Annotated in this window: 1 protein-coding gene; it reads right to left on the reverse strand. The window is 48.2% G+C overall.

Annotated elements, in window-relative coordinates:
* The coding region (gene tuf / locus HGT70_RS16430; RefSeq protein ID WP_214196574.1) for an elongation factor Tu at window positions 1-956 on the reverse strand (956 nt) is incomplete at its 3' end.

The following is a 956-nucleotide window of genomic DNA, read 5'->3' on the forward strand; positions in this document are numbered from 1 at the left end:
CGGCCGCCTTCGTCTTTAGACAGAATATAGACTTCTGACTCGAACTGGGTGTGTGGCTTGATTGAACCTGGTTTTGCAAGAACTTGACCACGTTCGATTTCTTCACGCTTGATACCACGCAGAAGAACACCAACGTTCTCACCTGCTTGACCTTGGTCAAGAAGCTTACGGAACATTTCAACACCAGTACAAGTAGATTTCGCAGTATCTTTGATACCAACGATTTCAACTTCTTCACCCACTTTAACGATTCCGCGCTCTACACGACCGGTAACAACTGTACCACGGCCTGAGATTGAGAATACGTCTTCGATTGGCAGAAGGAACGGCAGGTCGATTGCACGTTGTGGTTCTGGGATGTATGAATCTAAGTAACCAGCCAGTTCTACAACTTTAGCTTCCCACTCTGCTTCGCCTTCCAGTGCTTTAAGCGCTGAACCACGAACGATTGGCGTGTCGTCGCCTGGGAAGTCGTATTGTGACAGCAGGTCACGAACTTCCATTTCAACGAGCTCTAACAGCTCTTCATCATCAACCATGTCACACTTGTTCAGGAACACGATGATGTAAGGAACACCTACTTGGCGACCTAACAGGATGTGCTCACGAGTTTGTGGCATAGGGCCATCAGTTGCCGCAACAACCAGGATAGCTCCGTCCATTTGCGCAGCACCGGTGATCATGTTTTTAACATAATCGGCGTGTCCTGGGCAGTCAACGTGCGCGTAGTGACGAGTTGGAGTTTCGTACTCTACGTGTGAAGTGTTGATGGTGATACCACGTGCTTTTTCTTCTGGTGCGTTATCGATTTGATCGAATGCGCGCGCAGAACCGCCGTAAGTTTTAGCTAAAACGGTGGTGATAGCAGCTGTTAAAGTGGTTTTACCGTGGTCGACGTGACCGATAGTACCCACGTTAACGTGTGGTTTGTTACGTTGAAATTGCTCTTTAGCCAT

The sequence above is a fragment of the Rosenbergiella collisarenosi genome, assembly GCF_018494085.1.
Lineage (GTDB): Bacteria > Pseudomonadota > Gammaproteobacteria > Enterobacterales > Enterobacteriaceae > Rosenbergiella > Rosenbergiella collisarenosi.